Genomic DNA, 14,973 nt, shown 5'->3' with positions numbered 1-14,973 from the left:
ACCTATAACCTTCATTCACTGCTGCCTTTAAAACGGTTCCAACCCTCAGTCAAGTTATCATGCGTCCAACGGACATAACCTTCGTCTGCATATTTGCGTGAATAACATTCGATAGTAAGAATAAGATCAAGATAAAGATCATAAAGCTTCTTCCGCTGAATCTCGTTCGGACTGTCGTAGGTTGTTCCGTACCCCTTATAGAAACTGGCAGAATTCTCAAAATGCCTAAAATAATACTCCATCAGCACATCGCCCCACAGGGCTCTCTCCCAGTCAATCAGCGATACGATGACTCCATCCTTCACAAATACATTCCCATTCCATAAATCCCAATGCACCAGTCGTGGCTCGGTTACGGCATCTAATGCAGGGAGATACTTGAAAACCTCCTGCATAATCTCTTCACAGGACGCAGGTAGCTTTGCATTCAGCCTCTTGGCATCAGCAAGTACACTTTCCATCAGGCATGAAAAGGTCTCTCTCCACGAGGCTCTTGGCTCCTCTGAATCCGTTCCAAAAATGCCAAAACGTTCTCCGCGTATCTCATTGATTATGCGATTGTAACGCCCCAGCTCAGTTTCGATAGCGTCTCTCTCCGGAAGCGAAAGACTCTCCTTTACATCACTGTAGGGCTGGCCTTCCACCTTCTCCATAAAGAAATACGGAATAGGAATAAGCAGCAGACTTTCATCATAATGGTAGACGGCAGGCACGGGCACAACACCCTTATCTGCAACCATACGGAGAGCTTCCACTTCAGTTCGCATAATGTTCTTCTCGTAACTTAACGTATCTGTCTCTACAGCAGGGGCAACCTTTAGAATGACAGATTTCCCAGTGCTGAGTTCCAAATCATAGGCTGTATTAAAAAAGCCTCCCGTAAGTTCTGAACTAAGGTTAACCGCAGTTTCTGAACCGAAAACCGCTTTCACCAAAATATCCAGCTGTTCATCATTTAATTTAACTTTCGTGAAGCTCTCCATTTCGTTTAAACCCACCACATTTCTGTCAGTGGCTCCTCAATCAATACTTGTTGAAGGTTACTTACAGCTTTGGAGAAACCTTCTTCAATAGACATCAGCCCATCTTCATGCTCAATACTAACCACATAGTCATACCCAACCAAACGAAGTGCACTAATAATGTCAGCCCAAGTCTTAAGATCATGTCCAAAACCGACAGAACGGAACTGCCAAGCACGGTCAAGCATCTTGGTATACGACTGCATATCAGTTAATCCGTGCATATTGACATTCACAGGATCAATAACGGTATCCTTCGCATGGAAGTGATGGATTGCACCTTGGCGTCCCAAAATATGAATCGCTTGCACAGGATCAATTCCTTGCCACCACATGTGACTCGGATCAAGGTTCGCACCGATCACTTCACCTGCTGCTTCTCTCAGCCGCAGCAGAGTACCTGGTGTGTGTACAGAGAATCCGCCATGCAGCTCAAGACCTACCTTTACATCATGCTGAGCGGCAAAGGCACCCCATTCTTTCCAATAAGGAATAACCTTGTTCTCCCATTGCCAGTCCAGAATTTCTTGATAATCATTGGGCCATGGAGCTACAGGCCAGTTCGGATATTTAGCACCCTCATGATCTCCAGGACATCCAGAGAAGGTATTCACAACCGGAACCCCTAGCTTCTGCGCCAATTTGACCGAGTTTACGAAATCCTCATGATCCTTTTGAGCAAGTTCTTTTTGCGGGTGCAATGGGTTACCGTGGCAGCTCAAAGCACTGATTGTAAGTCCGCGAGATTCCACGGCATGTTTGAATTCTTGTAAGGCTGTTTCATTCTCCAGCAGCATTTTAGGGTCGCAGTGGCTGTTGCCAGGATTGCCTCCCGTACCGATTTCTACCGCCTTTAACCCTTTGGATACTACGTAATCAAGAGCATCCTCCAGCTTACGACCTCCAAACAAGACCATAAATACTCCAAGTTTCATTGTAGGCCACCTCCTCTTGGAAATAGTTTACTTATTATTTATCGTAGATATCAAAATTCTTCACCACTTGATTACTCTCAGCAGCTTCAAAAATAACTTCTATCAAATTCTGTACCCGCATAACCTCAGCGTTCTTAACGATAGGTTCTGCAGTTCCCTCAATGACAGCAGCGAAATTATCATAAAAGCTAGAGCTTAACTCCGACGGCTGAGGTAATTCCTCAGTGATCGTTGCCCCCTCCGATGGAGGTGCCATAGTTTTAGTTAGTCCTACACCTGCACGAATCGGCTTCGGTTCGATTTTTTCACCTGCGTTATTTCTGGTCACCAATCTTCCTGTTAAAGACCAGTCTTCAATAATTCCAGTGCCTTCGATACCCTTCACATACCATCTTGGCAAAGTAATAAAGTTAGTCGTCCCAACCTCTACGATCGCTTTAATCCCATTCTCAAATTGCAGAATAGCTTCAAAACCGTCATCGACATCGTTTCCTAAAATAAAGCTTAGACTACTGCTCACACTGGTGATTTTGCTATCAATCATGAATAATAGCTGGTCCAATAAGTGAACGCCCCAATCCAGCAGCATCCCTCCGCCTTGTGCCTTAACATGACGCCAGTCTCCAGGAATTCCGTTCGCTCCGTGCACGCGGGATTCGATCTGGAATAGGGATCCAATCGTCTCCTCGTCGTACATTTTTTTGATAGTTAGAAAATCTTCATCCCAACGTCTGTTCTGATGCACCATAAACACACGTCCGGCTTCATCAGCCGCCGCCAGTATTTCTTGAAATTCAACCTTTGATAGAGCAACTGGCTTCTCACAAATGACATGTTTGCCAGCTTGTAATGCACGAATCGCAATTTCTTTGTGCACATCGTTCGGTGTGGCAATTAGAATAATTTCGACCGAAGAATCTGCCAATACTTCTTCATAACTTTGGTACGCCTTGTAGCCAGCGTCGTTGGAATTGGTACGACGTGCTTCAAGCACATCGTACGTTCCAACTACGATTAAGGTAGAGGTCTCTTTTATCAATCCTGCGTGATAACTTCCCATTCCTCCAAAACCAACAATGACTACAGAATGTCTGTTTGAACTCATGAACTTCACACCTGCTTCTCGTTTAGTTATCTGATGTTCCGTCAAAATACACAGCACGACCTGTACGGGAAGATTCGTAAATAGCCTCCAAAATTTGGGTAACGACAAGGGCTTGTTCAGGTTTAACTACTGGTTCTTTATCTTCCCGAACTGCTTCAAGCCACAAGCGAGCTTCACGATCGGATTCACTCTCTTGTCCTCCGTTAAAGAAAGCTACTCCCCCTGCGGACAAGTCAATTTTAGTCTCGTATAGACGGCCACCACGGTCACCATTTAAGCGTAACCCGTCCTTCATATCTGCACCACCCTCTGTACCTGCTAGGAGCGTCTTCGCTTCTCCAAATTCAGATACATTAAGAGCCCAGCTTGATTCCAGTACAATTGTAGCACCATTTTCCATGGTAATAAATCCAAATGCTGAATCTTCTACTTTAAATTGTTCAGGGTCCCATGGACCAAAGGCATTTCCGCCGTTTTTACGGTTACCAAGCTTATGGAAAGTCGAGCCCATAACACTACGCGGTTTATAATTGTCCATCATCCATAATGTTAGATCAAGCGCATGCGTACCGATATCGATCAGTGGACCGCCGCCTTGCTTTTCTTCATCCAGGAATACGCCCCATGTAGGAACCGCACGACGACGAACGGCAATCGCTTTTGCATAATAGATCTCACCAAGCTCACCGTTTTCACAAACGTCTTTAAGATATTCACTATCCGCACGATAACGGTTCTGATAAGCTACAGACAATTTCATGCCAGTGCGTTTGGCAGCCTCTAACATTTCCTGTGCTTGAGCTGTAGTCTTCGCCATTGGCTTCTCACACATTACATGATTGCCAGCTTCCAATGCTGCGATTGTGATCACGGAGTGACTGTCATTCGGTGTACATACATGCACGATATCGAATCCTCCGGCTTTCAAAAGCTCTTGATAATCTGTATATACAGCCGCGCCTTCAGCACCATAGGTTTTTGCTGCTTCCTGTGCACGTTCTTCGACGATATCACAGAAGGCTACCATTTCAGCATCTGCTTGACGTGACAAACTTGGCATATGTTTTCCATTAGCAATTCCACCGCAACCGACAATAGCAATTCTCAACTTTTTAGACATGAACATTTCCCCCTTGATTAGCGTATGCTTTTACCCATTTCAAACTATCTTCTACACTTCCTAATGGTGAACGGCTGCAATAATCCTGCTCCACTACCGCCCACTCTACCTTTGCCTGTACAGCCGCATCAAGAATTGCTGTAAGGTTTACTTCTCCTTCGCCTAGAACAACCGTTTCCGGTGAACCATCCTCATGTTTCTTCAAATCTTTAAGATGGATGATTGGCAACCGGCCAGCGTATTTGTTGATATATTCTACGGCATCATAACCTGCGTGATGTACCCAGCATGTATCCATTTCAACTTGCAGCAAATCAGCCGGCACCTCTTCAAACAAACCGTCAAACGCTGTACGGTCACCATATCGATCAGTTAACTCAAAGTCATGATTATGGTACAAAAGAACCGCTCCACGCGCCTTACACTTTTCTCCAATAATCTTCAGATTCGCAGCAACTTCTTCATAGTTACGTTGTTCTTCTGACAGATACGGCACAATCAGATTATGATTTCCAATCTCCAGGTTGTACGCGATCTCTGCCTCTGTATCATTCAACAACGCGTCATAGGGACGATGTGCACCCAGCGCTACTAGTCCAAGTTCATCAAGCAATTGTTTGACTTCTGCTGCGCTACGGCCGAAGTAATGGAAAAACTCCACACCTTTATAACCAAGGGCTGCTACTTTACGCAATGTCCCTTCAAAATCCTGTTCCAGTTCTTCTCTGAGCGTATACAATTGCAGGCCTATCTTCAGCATTTTCGAATCACTCCAATTGGATTTAAAGTTAGCTTTCTGTAGTGACAGTCACTTGAACAATAATGCTGTAACAGAATTGACTAATCTGATTCACATCAGTTTCCTTAAACTGTCATTCTTGTAAGCACAGCTAATACCGACTGTTTCTAGCGTTGATGGTCGATTTCTTTCTTTATTGCTTAGCTACATAGTAATATGAAAGCGTATATATTAAAATGAATAATATGATTAAAACATGAACAATCTGCTTATCATTTCAATACACCCAGGAGGACCTATGACTCATTCTGCTACCTGTCACGTATTATCAGCCGGATTTTCTTTTCATCGCAAGCCTTTTCATATGTCTCAAAGTCAAGGGAACCAGAACTTTCTTATACGTCTGCAAACAGAAGGAAGAAGCCGTGCATTGATCGATGGTGTGATGTCACCTGTGGAAAGCGGGGATATTATGTTATTCGCTCCAAATGATCCTTACTATTTGATCATAGATAAAGAAGAGTACCCTGTGGGCAAGCCACGAATTGAAAGCGGAGATTATCATATCTTTTGCGGAGGAACATGGATTGATGAATGGTGGCAACGTTCACAAAGACCCACTCGCCTAAGTGTGCCGCTTAGTGAGAATTTTCTTGGCTTGTTTCGCCAATTGATTCTGGAGCACCGTCGACTTTCCGACTTCTCTCCAGAAATATCTGCCTGCTATCTGCAAATTCTATGTATGGAAATCGACCGGCTAATTACAGACCAGCCAGCAATTACTCCAAAAGGTTATCTGGCATACCGAATGAAGCAATATGTTGAGGAGCACGCAACCCTACCCTTTCTATTGGAAGATGTAGCAGGTTTTGTGGGTATATCCGTCTCGCGGGCCGTTCATTTATTTAAGGAAGCCTTTGGGACCAGTATTATTAAATATGTAAACGATGTCCGACTGGAAATGGCCAGAGAACGGATAACCTTCAGTCCCATGCCGCTGGAGCAAGTAGCAGAAACTTGTGGTTTTGCGAACTACACCTATTTTCACCGGGTCTTCCGAAGTCGTTTCGGGATGTCACCAAGAGAATATCGTGTGCACAGCAGAGAACAGGTGTAAATGAAGTAAACCCGTTTCATTGCAAAAGGGTTGTCCCTTAGTAGAAAAAGCTACTTTTAGGACAACCCCTGCTTCTATATTCGAATATAACTCGTGAGCATGAGATTATTCTTTTACAGCCGAAATGATCAGGAACATCGGTCTACGCTCCTCATCCTTCATCCAAGGATCATTACTCATTTCTTCTGAAGGCTTTGGTTCTTTAACCGCTTTAATAGTAAAGCCAGCTTCAATCAGGTCATTAAAGTAGGTGGAAATCGTGCGATGGTATTTAATCACATTTTCTGTTAAGAATTTAGTTTCACGAAGTCCTTCTGATTGATAATGATCTACGGGCCAATGCAGGCGGTTGCCTTGCTCATCGGCATACCAGTCTTGCTCTTCACGTGAAGTAAAGATTGGATGCTCCACTGAAAAAATAAAACTCCCGCCAGGCTTAAGAAACGAATGCACCTTTCGGCAGATGGCTGCAAAAGATTCAATATAGTGAAAAGCCAATGAACTGAGGACCACATCAAATTGCTCGCTCGTAAAATCAATGTCCTCAATCGGCAGCTGGATATAAGTTATAGCAGGATCGTTCGTTTTTTCACGCGCCTGTTGCAGCATTTTTTCAGAGATATCCACACCTATAACTGAACTCGCCTGCTGCTCACGAGCATATAGGCAATGCCAGCCGAAGCCGCAGCCCAGATCAAGCACACTTTTATTATGTAAGTCTGGAAGAAGCGCCTTTAATACATGCCATTCTCCTGCTGCTGCAAGCCCTCCAATAGAACGGGGCATTTGCTGGTAGGCGGAGAAGAAATTCGAATCGTCATATTTATTTTGTTTCATCAGGGATACATCTCCTATATATTATTTCTTCAATTACTATACGCTGAGCGATGTTCTCTTATCAAATAGCCAATAAAAAAGGAGCATCATCTTGGAAGATCTGCCCCTTATATCTATTCTTATTCAATTGTTCCTGCTTGCTTGGTGTTAATCGTACATGCTGTGAAATGGCTCCATAATCACTATTCAATCTACGACTCTGTGCTGCGCACCAGGCTCCGGAGCGCTCTGCCTTACGCAAGGCTTTTTGTGTCTTGGTTCGTGCCATGTGACACCACTTTCCTATTCATGGGTGAATGATTATTGATCTTACATCTATAAGACAACTTCATTTTAACATATTCCAGACTATGAGCGAAGCAAGAATTCCGTTACACTTAGAGCAAAGCTAGTATTCTATCTTATCTAAATAGATGCGGAGGTTTAAAGGATGAATTACCAGGTTTTGTATGAAGGTGCTTTTGCTATGTTAAAGGTCCAACTAAATCCCGGTGAAAGCGTAAAGGCTGAAATGGGCGCAATGGTCGCGATGTCACCTAACGTAGAATTAAAAGGAACCGTGGATGGTGGTTTAATGCGCGGTCTCGGGAGAATGCTGAGCGGTGAGAAATTCTTCTTTCAAGAACTTAGAGCGACCCGTGGTCAAAGTGAGGTATTGCTGTCGCCTGGCTCACTCGGCGATATTCAGGCGATAGAATTAGACGGATCGTATAAACTGTTAGTTCAAAAAGACGGATTTCTCGCCGGAACTGAAGGCATTCAAGTAAATACCAAAATGCAGAATTTAACCAGAGGGCTCTTCTCCGGTGAAGGCTTCTTCATTGTAGAAATCAGTGGCAGAGGAACGGTGTTCCTGTCTTCCTTCGGTGCTATCCATGCAATAAATTTAGGACCTGGTGAAGAAATGATTATCGATAACGGACACCTCGTAGCATGGCCAGACTATATGGACTACAAGGTGGAAAAGGCAGCCTCTGGCTGGCTTAACAGCATAACCAGTGGTGAAGCACTTGTCTGCCGCTTCCGTGGAGAAGGTGTAATTCTCGTTCAGAGCCGTAACCCTGGCAGTTTCGGAACGTGGATCAAATCCTTTGTACCTACTCGAAGCTAGACTTCCTAGAACGCAGTAATCAAAAAAGACACAGGCTTGGAGAAAGCCTGTGTCTTTAGGTTAGAAAGCAATCTTACGAGACTGCTTTATCTGCTTCTGCTTTTGCTTTTTTGCAGCCAGTACGTTTACATGTTCCATAAGTACCCTTGAAATCAAGGCGGTGATCCGTGACGTTAAAGCCATATTCACGTTCCACTCTTCTCTCCAGCTCCACAAGCCAGTCGTCCTTAATTTCCTCCAACCGACCGCATACGCTGCATATCAAATGATGATGCATATGCGAATGATCGTTCCCGCGCAAATCGTAACGGGCAACTCCGTCTCCGAAGTTCATCTTCTCTACAATGTGTAGCTCACATAAAAGCTCAAGTGTACGGTATACCGTTGCCAGGCCCAGATGTGGATAGCTGTTCTTAACAAGCATATATACTTCTTCTACGCTTAAATGATCCTTCTCATTGTCGAGCAGAACGTTCACTATAGCTTCACGCTGAGGCGTTAATTTATATTTTTGCGCCGCAAACAATTGACTGATATTTGATATTTGATCCATTTGGTCTCCTACCTTCCCGGAACGATTTAACATCCGTACCCTCTGAGACGCTCCTATTTATGCAGTTAAGACAAACCATAAATAGTAATCGTTACGATATAATCATAACAAAATTAACCACGAATGAAAAGAGCCTGACATCATTATATCATTTCATGCCACTTATCCAAAGTACTACACCCCAATCTGGCCTATATTTCTATTAAAATCTACTTTTTCGTGAAATAATACAGATTAGACCGCAACCTTTCCATAATTTACAACGTTAAAGGAGTGACAAAGGCTAAGGAGCCTATCCATACAACGAGGTGAAAAGACATGAACATGAAAAAAAGCACACTAGCAGCGATCACAACCGTAGCCATTTTCTCCTTTTCTTTGGGTGGTCAGATGTTTGCAGCTGGGAACACCTTTAAGGATATTGATAACATAAACGGCAAAGAAAAAATCATTTCTTTAAAAAATCAAGGGTTAATTAAAGGTGTCAGCGAATCTCAATTTCTCCCTGGCTCTAAGGTAACTACAGCCCAAGGGATTCAGTTTATCTCCGGCGGTCTTCAGCTCAGCCTCGCAGCCATTGACTTTAACAAAGCTCCTGTTGCCAGCGGCTTGTTCACAAAAGTAAAAGACAAAGCCTGGTACGCTGAAGCCTTTATCAATGCTTATTACAATCAAGTTAAGCTACCAAAAGACATTGATCCTAGCCTAATTATGACCAAAGAGCAATTCACTAACTATCTAGTGCAAGCGATCGAAGGCGTAGGTAATCTGCCGATGATCAATATCGTTCCAGTAGATATCGCTGATGAAGCGTCACTGACCCCTGCATATCAAGGCAGTATTCAGCGCTCCCTGAAATACAAGATCAATACTCTAGACGCTAACGGAAAGTTTAATCCAAAAAGCGAACTCACCCGTGCCGAAGCTGCGATTATGCTCTACAACGCTTTGGAGTTCCTGAAAACTGGAGGATAAGCCAAATTTCAGTTACTCTTCTCATTTGAATAATCTACACACGAAAAAGCAGCTCCGGATGATTCCCGAGCTGCTTTTTCGTGTGTATTGTCTTTCTACTCTTCTTCACCATTCAGTCTATTCAGAAATTGCAGAGCCCGGGGATTCTTCGGATGCTCCAGCACTTCTTGCGGAGTTCCTTGCTCTAAGATATGACCGCCATCCATCAAAATGATCCGGTCCGCTACATCGGCGGCAAATTTCATCTCGTGGGTCACAATCACCATAGTCATACCTTCTGCTGCTAATTGTTTGATGACCTTAAGCACTTCCCCTACCAGCTCGGGATCGAGCGCCGAAGTGGGCTCATCAAACAACAGCACTTCTGGATCTACTGCCATAGCCCGGGCGATGGCCACTCTCTGCTGCTGTCCTCCTGACAGCTGATGTGGATAGTTATCAGCTTTATCAGCCAAACCCACCTTAGCCAGCAGTTGAAGGCCCCGCTTACGCGCTTCTTCCTTGGTTCGTTTCAAGACAGTTACCTGTCCCTCCATCACATTGCCTAGCGCAGTCATATGCGGAAATAAATTATACGATTGAAAGACCATCCCTGTTTTCTGCCGAAGAGCTAATACGGAATTCTGAGGAATTTTCTTATGATCTGTAAAATTGATGGTGATATCCCCGAGTGACAGGCTGCCTTGATCCGGGATTTCCAACAGATTAAAACAGCGCAGCAGTGTAGTTTTACCGGAGCCGGATGGCCCAATAATGACAAGTACCTTTCCATGCTCCATTTTCAGATCAATACCCTTTAACACTTGGAGTGCACCGAAGGATTTATGCAAATTAATGATTTCAATCACAAGTATCTCTCCTTTAGGTCGCAGAGTAACGATCGAGTCGTTTCTCCAAGTAATTTTGCAGCGCCGACAGCACAGAACAGAACACTAAATAAAACAATCCTGCTTCGGAGTATACCAGCAGAGGCTCATAAGTGGTAGAGGCTACCTGCTGAGCAGTTCTAAACATCTCCGTATAGGTGATGATCGCTGCAAGCGATGTATCTTTGACCAAGCTAATAAAAGAATTGGATAACGGCGGTACAGAAACGCGTGCAGCTTGTGGCAGAATTACGCGGCGCAGAGCCTGCCCACGAGTCATCCCGACTGAGAAGGCAGCTTCCCACTGGCCTTTATGTATCGACAGGATAGCAGCGCGTACGATTTCCGATGAATAAGCCCCTACGCTAAGGGTAAATCCAATGGTGGCGGCAATGAAAGGGTCGAGTACAATACCAACAGCCGGCAAACCATAAAATATAATAAATAGCTGCACTAACAACGGGGTTCCCCGAATGACCCATACATAAAAACGGGCGATTAGCTTCGGAATTACCCACGGTGAAAGACGTGCCAACGCGGTTAGGATCGCCAAAATCAATCCAAGCACAAAGGAAAGTAGCGCCAACGGAATGGTAAAAGCCACCCCGGCTTTAAGCAGGGGTAGCAGTGTATCTAAGAAAATTTGTATTTTGCGGTCATCCATTATTCAGACATCCTTTTTAGCTTCTAGGCTTAATTAGCCTTGCTAGCCTTGTATTATTTTGAAACGTCAGCTCCAAAGTATTTCTCGGAAATTTTCAAGTACGTTCCATCACTTTTCATCTCTTTAATCGCATCACTGACCGCATTCACCAGCTCATCATTGCCTTTCAGGAATACCGCGGCACTTTGTGAGCCTTCAGGAATCTCATCAACCACTTTAATTTTTGCATCTGGTTTTTGTTTTTTCAGATCCAGATAAGACAAGCCATCATTCACAGTTGCATCAATACGTCCCGAAGTCAGCAGGTCCATCGCTTGATTGAAACCGTCCGTAGCTACGATTTCAGCACCGTTCTCACGAGCGATGTCGGATAAGTTACTGGTCAGGGATTGTCCGGCTTTTTTACCCTTTAGATCAGCAAAGGTCTTAATATCCTCATTGTTTTCGCTCACGATCAATACTGCCTTGGATACAATATAGGGTTCAGAGAAATCATATTTCACTTTGCGATCTTCGTTAATGGAAACTTCATTAAAAATGACATCAAACCGTTTCGCATCCATCCCAGCAAAAATACCATCCCACTGAGTTTCAAAAAATTCAGCTTCAACACCTAAACGTTTGGCTACTTCTTCGGCAATTTCCACGTCAAAACCCGTCAATTTCCCCGCAGTGTCATGATAAGTAAAAGGTGCATAAGTCCCTTCTGTACCTATCCGCAATTTGCCGCTGGCCTTCACAGCCTCCAAACTGTTTTGCGCTGAAGATGCTGCTCCACCATTCGTTCCAGCTGTTGGTTCAGCAGCCGTATTGGTATTCGAATTATTGCCGCAAGCCGCTACAAGAACCACGGTTAACGCCAATATAATAGTTAAACTCCATTTTTTCATTATTAAATCCCCTCTCTCTATCCGGTTTTTTTCCGGTAAATTGAATAGTACACTGCCATCACATGATCGTCAATACTTTTTTCCGATTATATACATCGGAATTGTAATATTAACTAGATTTCTACTTATATCTTACCCAATCTTGGATTAATCCTTCACTTCTTTCTCTCTTTACTTCTCAGAAAGATATGGTATATTTATAAACAAATTAATATGGACCTGTTATTTCACTAGGGGAGTCGGCCGACTGAGACGGAGCTTCAAGCTCCGGACCCTTGGAACCTGATCTGGATCATACCAGCGGAGGGAAGTGGAGCAGAATTTTCATCAAGCATGTTAAGTGTTATTATGCAGAATGAACTTTTTGACCCATTCATTTCCTCTGGAAATGGATGGGTCTTTATTTGTTTAGACGCTCCACAAAAATATTAGGAGGTTAGATCATCACGACCATTTTATCTATTCAAGGCCTAACCTACTCTTTTCCGGAAACTGAACAACCCCCTGTATTCGCAAATCTATCCATGGATATCAGGCAAGGGGAATTCGTCTCCGTAGTAGGTGCTAGCGGATGCGGGAAAAGCACATTTTTCAAAACGGTTGCCGGTTTACTCGAACCTACTCATGGAAAAATAAAACTCCCTACGCTCCCCTCAACCGCTAGTCGTTTAGGTCAGATCGCTTATATGCCTCAGCAGGATTTATTGCTGCCTTGGAGAACAGTGCTCGACAACTGCCTTTTGCCCTGGGAGATCAAGCCCAGATTTAGTAAACAGAAAACGATCACTCAGATTCGGGAAATGTTGGCCCGCTTCGGCTTAACAGATGTAGAGAAGGCTTATCCCCATGAACTTTCGGGAGGTATGAAACAGCGAGTAGCATTTCTGCGCACCTTAGTGGCTGGAGGCGGAAGTGGTCTTATGCTGCTGGATGAGCCCTTTGGCGCTCTCGATGCCATGACCAAACGTGAGATACACCGTTGGCTGTTGAAGTTATGGGGTGAACTGAATCAGACGATTATGCTCATCACTCATGATCTGGAAGAAGCCCTATTGCTCAGTGACCGGATTTATTTATTATCTGGCGGTGCGCACAGCGAATTACAGGAGATCATTGTCGATCTACCAAAACCAAGACATTATAAGATGAACTATGAACCCCGGTTTATAGCACTACGGGCAGAGTTGGAGCGAAGATTGCATGCAACCTATACCTTTTAAAAAACATCTAGACAACTATGGTCCCTTCCTTCTTCTGGTACTGCTCATTCTTGTAATCTGGGAGTCAGCTGTTCGCCTTCACTTGATTCCAGCCTTTATTCTCCCTGCACCTTCATCTATTGGCATCGCATTGATCGAGCACAGGCAATTATTATTTGGACAGCATTTATTGGCGACGTTACAGGAGATACTGGTGGGTTTTGTCCTTTCTGTGATTTTTGGTGTATTGCTGGGCATTGGAATGTTCCTGTTTCGCCCCGTAGAAAAGGCCATCTATCCCTTCCTTATCATTAGCCAGACGGTCCCATTAATTGCGCTATCCCCCATTTTTATTATGTGGTTCGGATATACGCTGTGGAGCAAAGTGGCTGTGGTGTTTTTGACGGCTTTTTTTCCAGTCGTAGTGAGTACATATGATGGACTTCGTACAAGTGGCCAGACTTACAAGGACTTATTATTAACATTTGGTGCAAACCGCTGGCAGCTGCTTGTCAAAACCCAAATTCCACTGGCATTGCCTGCTTTTTTCTCTGGCTTAAAGCTGTCCATTGTATACTGCGTCATCGGAGCTACTATCGGGGAATGGCTCGGCGGCAGTAAAGGACTCGGTTACTTCAGCCGCAGAATGGCCGGAAATATGCAGAGCGATGAAATGTTTGCGGCTGTATTTCTGCTGTCCGCGCTTGGTGTTGTACTTTTTCTGGCGATAGCTTTACTCGAACAATTATTTTTAAAGAAAAGAGGATCTAACCAATGAATCAATTAAAATCCCCACAACGAGGACTTATTTCTGTATTTCTAGTATGCACACTTTTGCTCTTAAGCAGCTGCGGGAAGGCAGACAAGCTAAATAGCAACTCCCAAACCGGTTCCTCCAACACCGAAAATAAGCAGTCACACAAACTGACGATTATGCTTGATTGGTATCCCAATGTCGTTCATTCCTTTCTATACGCTGCGCAACAGCAAGGTTTTTTCCAAGAGGAAGGTTTGGATGTCGAGATCAAAATGCCTGCGGACAGCAATGACGCCCTAAAGCTTGTAGCAGCAAATCAAATTGATCTAGCGCTCAGCTATCAGCCTCAGGTACTTATGGCACGCGGCGAGAAAATTCCTGTACGTTCGATTGCAGCTATCGTGCGGCATCCACTGAATCATCTGATGGTTCCTCAGGCAGGCAGTATTCATAGTCCCAAAGAGCTCGCAGGAAAACAAATCGGCTATTCCTCCATTCCGCTCTATGAAGCAATGATTCGGACAATGATCCAGAGTGATGGAGGCGATCCTTCATCCGCCAAGCTGATTGACGTAGGTTTTGACCTTATCCCTGCGATCTCTACAGGACAAGTGGACGCAATAATGGGCGGGTTCATCAACCATGAACAACTGATCCTTGAAAAAGAGGGACATCCAGTCACCTCGCTTAATCCAACGGATTACGGAGTACCTGACTATTATGAGCTTGTGCTGGTGGCCAGCGAACAAGGATTGCAAAATTCTGAAGCCTACTTCAAAAAATTTCTAAATGCCATAACAAAAGGACAGATATTTGTGGAGCAGAATCCTGAACAAGCCCTGGATTTACTGGTTGCACATGAAGATGCAACTTCACCGCTCGACAAGGAGATTGAGAAAAAAAGTCTTGAGATTCTACTGCCACTGATGAATGCTGGCGATCAATCTTTTGGTTATCAAGACCCGACATCTTGGGAAAAGGTTCAGCTGTGGTTATCCACCAACGATCTTCTACCAGAAGATATTAAAGCACAGGAAGCTTTTATCAATCTGTAACGTTTAGTTGGTTATTCATACAAGCTTG

General features: G+C 44.1%; 17 protein-coding genes and 1 riboswitch. Of the genes, 6 read left to right on the top strand and 11 right to left on the bottom strand.

Annotated elements, in window-relative coordinates:
* Positions 1-11: 11 nt before the first annotated feature.
* From MHI32_RS12805 to MHI32_RS12785, 5 genes are read right to left on the bottom strand one after another with little or no spacing between them, the layout of a single operon-like run.
* Entirely contained in the window at positions 12-1,001 is a 990-nt protein-coding gene (locus MHI32_RS12805; RefSeq protein ID WP_340012470.1) for an aminoglycoside phosphotransferase family protein, read from the bottom strand.
* Positions 989-1,957, bottom strand: coding sequence for a sugar phosphate isomerase/epimerase (locus MHI32_RS12800; protein WP_076101695.1), 969 nt, complete (start codon positions 1,955-1,957; stop codon positions 989-991). The genes MHI32_RS12805 and MHI32_RS12800 overlap by 13 nt, the downstream gene beginning before the upstream one ends.
* Before the next feature lie 34 nt (positions 1,958-1,991).
* Complete coding sequence (locus MHI32_RS12795; protein ID WP_339248411.1) at positions 1,992-3,062, bottom strand: Gfo/Idh/MocA family oxidoreductase; 1,071 nt, start codon at positions 3,060-3,062, stop codon at positions 1,992-1,994.
* Positions 3,063-3,084: 22 nt separating this feature from the next.
* Positions 3,085-4,182 (bottom strand): Gfo/Idh/MocA family oxidoreductase, encoded by a 1,098-nt coding sequence (locus MHI32_RS12790; RefSeq protein ID WP_036686323.1) that lies wholly within the window; start codon positions 4,180-4,182, stop codon positions 3,085-3,087.
* Positions 4,175-4,942, bottom strand: coding sequence for a sugar phosphate isomerase/epimerase (locus tag MHI32_RS12785; RefSeq protein ID WP_076202612.1), 768 nt, complete (start codon positions 4,940-4,942; stop codon positions 4,175-4,177). The genes MHI32_RS12790 and MHI32_RS12785 overlap by 8 nt, the downstream gene beginning before the upstream one ends.
* Positions 4,943-5,219: 277 nt before the next feature.
* Between MHI32_RS12785 and MHI32_RS12780 the strand changes: the two genes are divergently transcribed.
* On the top strand, positions 5,220-6,038 hold the full coding sequence (locus MHI32_RS12780; RefSeq protein ID WP_076135544.1) for an AraC family transcriptional regulator: 819 nt from the start codon (positions 5,220-5,222) through the stop codon (positions 6,036-6,038).
* 105 nt (positions 6,039-6,143) lie between these two features.
* Here the strand turns inward: MHI32_RS12780 and MHI32_RS12775 are convergent, their stop codons facing one another.
* Both MHI32_RS12775 and MHI32_RS12770 read right to left on the bottom strand, forming a co-directional pair.
* The gene (locus MHI32_RS12775; protein WP_076183484.1) at positions 6,144-6,875 is read right to left on the bottom strand and encodes a class I SAM-dependent methyltransferase; all 732 of its coding nucleotides are present in this window, start codon (positions 6,873-6,875) and stop codon (positions 6,144-6,146) included.
* Between the two features lie 61 nt (positions 6,876-6,936).
* Positions 6,937-7,143 (bottom strand): hypothetical protein, encoded by a 207-nt coding sequence (locus tag MHI32_RS12770; protein WP_076125962.1) that lies wholly within the window; start codon positions 7,141-7,143, stop codon positions 6,937-6,939.
* A gap of 162 nt (positions 7,144-7,305) precedes the next feature.
* Between MHI32_RS12770 and MHI32_RS12765 the strand changes: the two genes are divergently transcribed.
* Entirely contained in the window at positions 7,306-7,986 is a 681-nt protein-coding gene (locus tag MHI32_RS12765; protein ID WP_036686316.1) for a TIGR00266 family protein, read from the top strand.
* 73 nt (positions 7,987-8,059) lie between these two features.
* On the opposite strand, the gene MHI32_RS12760 is transcribed toward MHI32_RS12765, so the two are convergent.
* On the bottom strand, positions 8,060-8,539 hold the full coding sequence (locus tag MHI32_RS12760; protein ID WP_036686314.1) for a transcriptional repressor: 480 nt from the start codon (positions 8,537-8,539) through the stop codon (positions 8,060-8,062).
* 318 nt (positions 8,540-8,857) lie between these two features.
* On the opposite strand from MHI32_RS12760, the gene MHI32_RS12755 reads away from it, so the two are divergent.
* Positions 8,858-9,514 carry an S-layer homology domain-containing protein gene (locus MHI32_RS12755; RefSeq protein WP_076125959.1) on the top strand — a complete coding sequence of 219 codons (657 nt, stop codon included), beginning with the start codon at positions 8,858-8,860 and terminating at the stop codon, positions 9,512-9,514.
* A gap of 95 nt (positions 9,515-9,609) precedes the next feature.
* Here MHI32_RS12755 and MHI32_RS12750 read toward each other — a convergent pair whose 3' ends face one another.
* The 3 genes from MHI32_RS12750 to MHI32_RS12740 are packed head-to-tail and all read right to left on the bottom strand — an operon-like array spanning position 9,610 to position 11,934.
* On the bottom strand, positions 9,610-10,362 hold the full coding sequence (locus MHI32_RS12750; RefSeq protein WP_076189904.1) for an amino acid ABC transporter ATP-binding protein: 753 nt from the start codon (positions 10,360-10,362) through the stop codon (positions 9,610-9,612).
* A 13-nt stretch (positions 10,363-10,375) separates the two neighbouring features.
* Entirely contained in the window at positions 10,376-11,044 is a 669-nt protein-coding gene (locus MHI32_RS12745; protein ID WP_036686309.1) for an amino acid ABC transporter permease, read from the bottom strand.
* 53 nt (positions 11,045-11,097) lie between these two features.
* A complete protein-coding gene (locus MHI32_RS12740) occupies positions 11,098-11,934 on the bottom strand; it encodes an amino acid ABC transporter substrate-binding protein (RefSeq protein WP_076183478.1) in 837 nt (278 codons plus the stop codon).
* 222 nt (positions 11,935-12,156) lie between these two features.
* Positions 12,157-12,260, top strand: a riboswitch (TPP riboswitch).
* A 198-nt stretch (positions 12,261-12,458) separates the two neighbouring features.
* Between MHI32_RS12740 and MHI32_RS12735 the strand changes: the two genes are divergently transcribed.
* Genes MHI32_RS12735 through MHI32_RS12725 form a run of 3 tightly spaced genes read left to right on the top strand, consistent with a single transcriptional unit; the run spans position 12,459 to position 14,945 of the window.
* Complete coding sequence (locus MHI32_RS12735; protein WP_340012468.1) at positions 12,459-13,154, top strand: ABC transporter ATP-binding protein; 696 nt, start codon at positions 12,459-12,461, stop codon at positions 13,152-13,154.
* Complete coding sequence (locus tag MHI32_RS12730) at positions 13,135-13,911, top strand: ABC transporter permease (RefSeq protein ID WP_081386295.1); 777 nt, start codon at positions 13,135-13,137, stop codon at positions 13,909-13,911. The genes MHI32_RS12735 and MHI32_RS12730 overlap by 20 nt, the downstream gene beginning before the upstream one ends.
* Positions 13,908-14,945 carry an ABC transporter substrate-binding protein gene (locus MHI32_RS12725; protein ID WP_340012467.1) on the top strand — a complete coding sequence of 346 codons (1,038 nt, stop codon included), beginning with the start codon at positions 13,908-13,910 and terminating at the stop codon, positions 14,943-14,945. Before MHI32_RS12730 ends, MHI32_RS12725 begins: the two co-directional genes overlap by 4 nt.
* Positions 14,946-14,973 lie beyond the last annotated feature (28 nt).

The sequence above is a fragment of the Paenibacillus sp. FSL H7-0690 genome, assembly GCF_037980415.1.
In the GTDB taxonomy this organism is placed as follows: Bacteria; Bacillota; Bacilli; order Paenibacillales; family Paenibacillaceae; genus Paenibacillus_AQ; species Paenibacillus_AQ odorifer.
The sequence above is the reverse complement of the archived record's forward strand: the minus strand, read 5'-3'. Positions and strand labels throughout refer to the sequence as shown.

Excerpts from the sequence above, each read along its gene's own strand:
- MHI32_RS12745 (WP_036686309.1), bottom strand. The coding sequence starts at position 11,044 with ATGGATGACCGCAAAATACAAATTTTCTTAGATACACTGCTACCCCTG.
- MHI32_RS12725 (WP_340012467.1), top strand. The coding sequence starts at position 13,908 with ATGAATCAATTAAAATCCCCACAACGAGGACTTATTTCTGTATTTCTA.
- MHI32_RS12775 (WP_076183484.1), bottom strand. The coding sequence starts at position 6,875 with ATGAAACAAAATAAATATGACGATTCGAATTTCTTCTCCGCCTACCAG.
- MHI32_RS12790 (WP_036686323.1), bottom strand. The coding sequence starts at position 4,182 with ATGTCTAAAAAGTTGAGAATTGCTATTGTCGGTTGCGGTGGAATTGCT.
- MHI32_RS12780 (WP_076135544.1), top strand. The coding sequence starts at position 5,220 with ATGACTCATTCTGCTACCTGTCACGTATTATCAGCCGGATTTTCTTTT.
- MHI32_RS12785 (WP_076202612.1), bottom strand. The coding sequence starts at position 4,942 with ATGCTGAAGATAGGCCTGCAATTGTATACGCTCAGAGAAGAACTGGAA.
- MHI32_RS12755 (WP_076125959.1), top strand. The coding sequence starts at position 8,858 with ATGAACATGAAAAAAAGCACACTAGCAGCGATCACAACCGTAGCCATT.
- MHI32_RS12735 (WP_340012468.1), top strand. The coding sequence starts at position 12,459 with ATGGATATCAGGCAAGGGGAATTCGTCTCCGTAGTAGGTGCTAGCGGA.
- MHI32_RS12740 (WP_076183478.1), bottom strand. The coding sequence starts at position 11,934 with ATGAAAAAATGGAGTTTAACTATTATATTGGCGTTAACCGTGGTTCTT.
- MHI32_RS12770 (WP_076125962.1), bottom strand. The coding sequence starts at position 7,143 with ATGGCACGAACCAAGACACAAAAAGCCTTGCGTAAGGCAGAGCGCTCC.
- MHI32_RS12760 (WP_036686314.1), bottom strand. The coding sequence starts at position 8,539 with ATGGATCAAATATCAAATATCAGTCAATTGTTTGCGGCGCAAAAATAT.
- MHI32_RS12795 (WP_339248411.1), bottom strand. The coding sequence starts at position 3,062 with ATGAGTTCAAACAGACATTCTGTAGTCATTGTTGGTTTTGGAGGAATG.
- MHI32_RS12800 (WP_076101695.1), bottom strand. The coding sequence starts at position 1,957 with ATGAAACTTGGAGTATTTATGGTCTTGTTTGGAGGTCGTAAGCTGGAG.
- MHI32_RS12730 (WP_081386295.1), top strand. The coding sequence starts at position 13,135 with ATGCAACCTATACCTTTTAAAAAACATCTAGACAACTATGGTCCCTTC.
- MHI32_RS12765 (WP_036686316.1), top strand. The coding sequence starts at position 7,306 with ATGAATTACCAGGTTTTGTATGAAGGTGCTTTTGCTATGTTAAAGGTC.